Source organism: Sulfitobacter sp., from assembly GCF_041552635.1.
In the GTDB taxonomy this organism is placed as follows: Bacteria; Pseudomonadota; Alphaproteobacteria; order Rhodobacterales; family Rhodobacteraceae; genus Sulfitobacter.
In genome coordinates, this window is the sequence record NZ_JBFEKM010000235.1 from 1 (window position 1) to 4,647 (window position 4,647).

Sequence of the window (4,647 nt, forward strand, 5' to 3'; positions counted from 1 at the left end):
CCCGTTTCCCTTCGACCCCGCCAAAATTGATTTCGTACTTCAGACCCACGCCCATATTGATCATTCGGGGCTACTGCCGAAATTAAGCACCTTGGGCTTTGACGGACCAATCTATGCGACCGAAGGCACAAAGGACCTTTTAACATTCATGCTGCCCGACAGCGGCTACATCCAAGAGATGGAGGTCGAGCATCTTAACCGTCGCAACCTGCGACATGGCAAGCCGGAAGTTGAACCGATCTATACCCGAGAAGATGCGGAGGCATGCCTGAGCCTGCTTGAGGCGGTAGATTATCAGGTTTGGACATCTGTCGGCCCCGGTGTGCGGGCGCGGTTCTGGAATGCCGGGCATATTTTGGGCTCTGCCTCGATCGAAATCGAAATAGATCAGGAAAATTCGGCACCTTTGCGCCTTCTTTTCTCGGGCGATATCGGCCCTGACAACAAACTGTTCCATCCGGACCCAGAGGCACCGTCGGATTTTGACTATGTCATATCAGAAGCAACCTATGGCGGCAGGGAACGCGCCGAAGTTACACCCGAGGCGCGCCAGAACGCATTGCTGCAAGAAGTATCGGACGCGCTGGACCATGACGGCATGTTGCTGATCCCGGTTTTCGCCGTAGAGCGCACACAGGAACTGATCACGGATCTTCTTGCCCTGCAGGACGCCGGGAAAATACCAAAAGCGCCAGTTTTTCTGGATTCTCCGCTGGCCATTCGCGTGACCAAGGTTTTCCAAAAGCACGCGAGCGACCTGGAAGACCTTGGGCCACGGCCCCGGTTCATTAACAATCCCGCCATCCACGCCACCGAAACGGTCGAGCAAAGCAAACAGATCGCGAAGATCAAGGGCGGTGCAATCATCCTTGCCGCAAGCGGTATGTGCGAGGCAGGCCGCATCCGGCATCACCTGAAACAGTGGCTTTGGCAGGACAAGGCAACCGTGCTTTTTGTTGGATACCAAGCGATTGGGACCCTTGGCCGTATTCTGAACGAAGGCGCGAAAAACGTTAAAATCCACGGGCAGGAAATCCGCGTCAAAGCGCGCATTCGCTCGATTGATACGTATTCCGGCCACGCGGACGGGTCCGAACTGACCGAATGGATCATGGAACGCGCCCCCGTCAAACGCGCGCTTATTCTGACCCATGGCGAAGAACCACAACTGAAGGCACTGAAATCTGCACTGTTGAACAAAGGCTTTGATGACAACGACATACTGATCCCAAACCTTGACGATGTGATCACCCTTGGCGGCAAAGCCGCGCCGACCGTCACCCCGCCACTTGAGCGGCGCCTGCCGCCCGCAGCACTGGTCGGGCCTGATTGGCACAACGACCTGACCGAGCTTGTGTTCGAGTTGCGCGACAAATTCGAAGAGGCCGCAGATGACAAGGCGCGAGGCAAGCTGGTGCGCCGCATCAGACGTTCGCTTCGGGACGAGGCATAAGCGCGTTCATTTGGTGCGCACGGCACCCAAATGAAGGGCAGCGGCACGGCTTATCCAAATGCCGTACCGCAGACCTATGCCACCACCAACTTGAACGGTCGCGATGCCGATATCTTCGGGCGTCTGTCGAAATGACCCTTATTGTCGATCCGGCGGACGAGATACGATAGGGTTCCCATGACGGTCTACAAAGGTCCTTCCGGTGCCACGATGCCACGGATCCTTGCCCATATCCTCGGTGATCCGGGTTTCCAGAATTTTCGCGACAGCTTGGGCAATCGAAAGGCTGAACGTCGGCAGGTCCTGCAGCCCCTTCAGGCCTGACGCGCGATGAACATCCCTGAGCGGGGGGGCCGATCGGGCGACATAATCGGCGGCTTCACGGTAGGCACTGCTGTGAAAGCTGCTCACATTCTGCCGCTCCAAAAGATCGGCCACCTCGTCCAGAATTTTCGCGATCCTGTGGTTTTCATCCTTTGCAATCATTCGGTTCATACCTTCATTTCCCCACCTGTGGACACGAACTTTGACGTGATACTAGACGACAGCGCCCTGTATGAATTGACATGGCGCAATGGGGGCAGGGTTCCGGTCTTGACGTGGATCAATTCCCGCCGATGCGGTCTTGCTAGAGTAAACTTCAAAGGAGTGCCCTGCATGTGTTGGACCCCGCAAGTCTCGGTCGCTATGACAGGTATCGGTGTTGCCGCCGCCGTGATTTCCTATCGTCGGCAGGACCCAGCCGCGATATGGCTGACGCTAGGGTATTTTTCGGTGATGGAGGCGCTTCAGGTCGCGGGCTATGTGTTCATTGACCAATGCGGCACCGCTGAAAACCGGGCCGTCACGATCGCATCTTACCTGCACATTGTCTTTCAACCCTTTCTGATCAATGCCTTTGCGATGGAGCTGGTGCCGAGCGCTGTGAAAGAGCAGGCGAAACGATGGGTCTATGCCCTATGTGCTGTGTCCGCGGCAGTCATGATCGCCCAACTGGTCCCATGGGAAGGTGCTGGTCAATGCCTGCCGGGGAGTGCGCTGTGTGCACGTGAACTGTGTACGGTTTCAGGAAACTGGCACATCGCCTGGGACGTTCCGTACAACGGTTTGCTGGTCCCTTTTGAAAACGCGACTGGTATCCATTCGGGCTTTCCTACCTATTTGCTTACGGCTTTTGCCGTGCCGCTGATCTATGGGGCCTGGCGTTTTGTCCTTATGCATGCGCTGGTGGGCCCTGTTCTTGCGTCGATATTGACGGACAACCCGAATGAGATGCCCGCAATCTGGTGTCTGTTTTCCATTTTCATCCTGCTCATTGGCCTAAGCCTTCGCGCCAGACGCAGCCTGACTGCAACGCAGTGGTGGGGCAGGGACGTGACACAGTAACATGATGGCGATGAATGACCTTTTTACAGGCCCACCCAAAATGGCCACCGGCCCTGCGACTTGTTGCTTTCCGAACCGCAGCTCGCGTTCCAGTGCCTACAGTGAGGACGGTTAATGCGCCTTTTTGCCCTGCAAGAATCCAAGGACCACGGCAGACGGATTGCCGCATCCATGGGCCAAGATCTGTCCGAACTGGAACATCGTGATTTCGAAGACGGTGAATACAAGATACGCCCGCTTAGCGAGGTTCGGGGCGATCATGTCTGCATCATCCAAAGCCTGTATGACGGCCCAGACCTAAGTGTTCACGACAAGCTGTGCCGCTTGCTGTTCCTCGTGGCTACGATGCGCGACCATGGTGCTGCGCGCGTGACTGCGGTGGTGCCCTATCTATGTTACGGGCGCAAGGATCGCAGGACAAAGCCGCAGGATCCGATCACCACACGGTATATCGCACAGCTGTTCGAGGCAGTTTCTTGCGACGACCTGATCACGCTTGAGGCACATAATCTGGCGGCCTTTCACAACGCCTTTCGCTTGCGCACACATCATTTGAATCTTGGTGATGTCTTTCAAGAGATCATCGCCACCCGATTCATGGGCACGCCGCTGGCCGTTATGTCCCCCGATCCGGGCGGGGTGAAGCGCGCCCAGTTGTTCAGGGAAGCCTTGCAAGATCGATTGGGCCAGCATGTGGGCTTTGGATTTATGGAAAAGAGACGCAGCAGCGGGATCATGACCAGCGGCGATATTGTCGGCGACTTTAAGGACAAGTCGGTTTTGATCGTGGACGATATGATCGTATCGGGTGGCACGATGGCAGCGGCCGCAAATGCGTGCAAGGCGCGCGGTGCCGTCAATACCTTTGCACTGGCGGCGCATGGGCTGTTCATGCCGGGTGCCGCGACCCTATTTGATGCAGGCCCTTTTGAGACAATCTTTGTCAGCGACAGCATCCCCCCCTTCCGTCTGCCCGATGCCAAAAAGACGCGCGGGCTTGAGGTTGTGAATACGGCGAATGAATTTGCCCGTGCCCTGCGCGCGATCCCTGGCTACGGCCCAAGCCCAACCGGACCACACAGCAGCCTTTCGGCAATCTGGAAATAGCGCAACCCCAACGGCATCCATTTTTCGGGTTTGCGGGGCGTCGGAACCAGCAAATGCGCAAGGCAAAGCCTTGTCCGCAATACTGCGTGTATCGCTTCGTATAGCGCCAGCAAGTCAGGATCGGGGCGTGCGGCAAGGCCAACCGCCAAGCGGTCAACAAGATACGCCTTGATCCACGCGGCCCCAAGCATCTCTGCCTCCATCCCAAGAAACATCACCTCGCTGAAGGGATCGACCAGTCGCAGGTTGCGGTTGAATTCCAGACAATCGAACACCACCGGCGGATCAATCAGGCAAATATGTTCGGGCCGCAAATCGCCATGGCATTCCCTTATCCACCCCGCTTTGACGCGAGCCTCGAACACCGGGAAATGACTGTCGAAAGCACCGTCCAAAGCATCAAGCACAGGTCGAAATCTGGGGTGATAATCGCTGAACAACGGATTCAGCAGACAACACCGGTTAAGCTGCTGCTGTTCTCGCATATTTATGACCAACTCGGGTGCGGTCAGCAAAGAAACCGGTGCCGTTCGATACAATGCGACAAGCTTTTGGCTCAGGGCCTCAAGAGAGGTATCAGATTTTTTTGGGCCGTGCGGATCGTTTTCCAACATGACATCAAGCATGCGGTCAGCAGGCAATCGCTGCATCTTCACCAGCCAGTCGACGATTTCTCCCGCGCCACCAATCGCCAACTGCCC

5 protein-coding genes are annotated in these 4,647 nt (G+C 56.4%); 3 read left to right on the forward strand and 2 right to left on the reverse strand.

The window, feature by feature from the left end; all coding sequences use genetic code 11:
* Positions 1-1,453 (forward strand): MBL fold metallo-hydrolase RNA specificity domain-containing protein (locus ABYT07_RS19045; protein WP_372993597.1); only part of this gene is annotated, 1,453 nt, incomplete at its 5' end.
* A gap of 138 nt (positions 1,454-1,591) precedes the next feature.
* Here the strand turns inward: ABYT07_RS19045 and ABYT07_RS19050 are convergent.
* The gene (locus tag ABYT07_RS19050) at positions 1,592-1,948 is read right to left on the reverse strand and encodes a helix-hairpin-helix domain-containing protein (RefSeq protein WP_372993598.1); all 357 of its coding nucleotides are present in this window, start codon (positions 1,946-1,948) and stop codon (positions 1,592-1,594) included.
* A 162-nt stretch (positions 1,949-2,110) separates the two neighbouring features.
* Here ABYT07_RS19050 and ABYT07_RS19055 point away from each other — a divergent pair, with 162 nt between their 5' ends.
* Both ABYT07_RS19055 and ABYT07_RS19060 read left to right on the forward strand, forming a co-directional pair.
* Positions 2,111-2,839, forward strand: a complete 729-nt coding sequence (locus ABYT07_RS19055; RefSeq protein ID WP_372993599.1) for a DUF5765 domain-containing protein — start codon at positions 2,111-2,113, stop codon at positions 2,837-2,839.
* Between the two features lie 114 nt (positions 2,840-2,953).
* The gene (locus ABYT07_RS19060; RefSeq protein WP_372993600.1) at positions 2,954-3,946 is read left to right on the forward strand and encodes a ribose-phosphate diphosphokinase; all 993 of its coding nucleotides are present in this window, start codon (positions 2,954-2,956) and stop codon (positions 3,944-3,946) included.
* On the opposite strand, the gene ABYT07_RS19065 is transcribed toward ABYT07_RS19060, so the two are convergent.
* A partial coding sequence (locus ABYT07_RS19065) for a hypothetical protein (RefSeq protein WP_372993601.1) occupies positions 3,892-4,647 on the reverse strand: 756 nt, incomplete at its 5' end. The two genes, ABYT07_RS19060 and ABYT07_RS19065, sit on opposite strands and share 55 nt — an antisense overlap.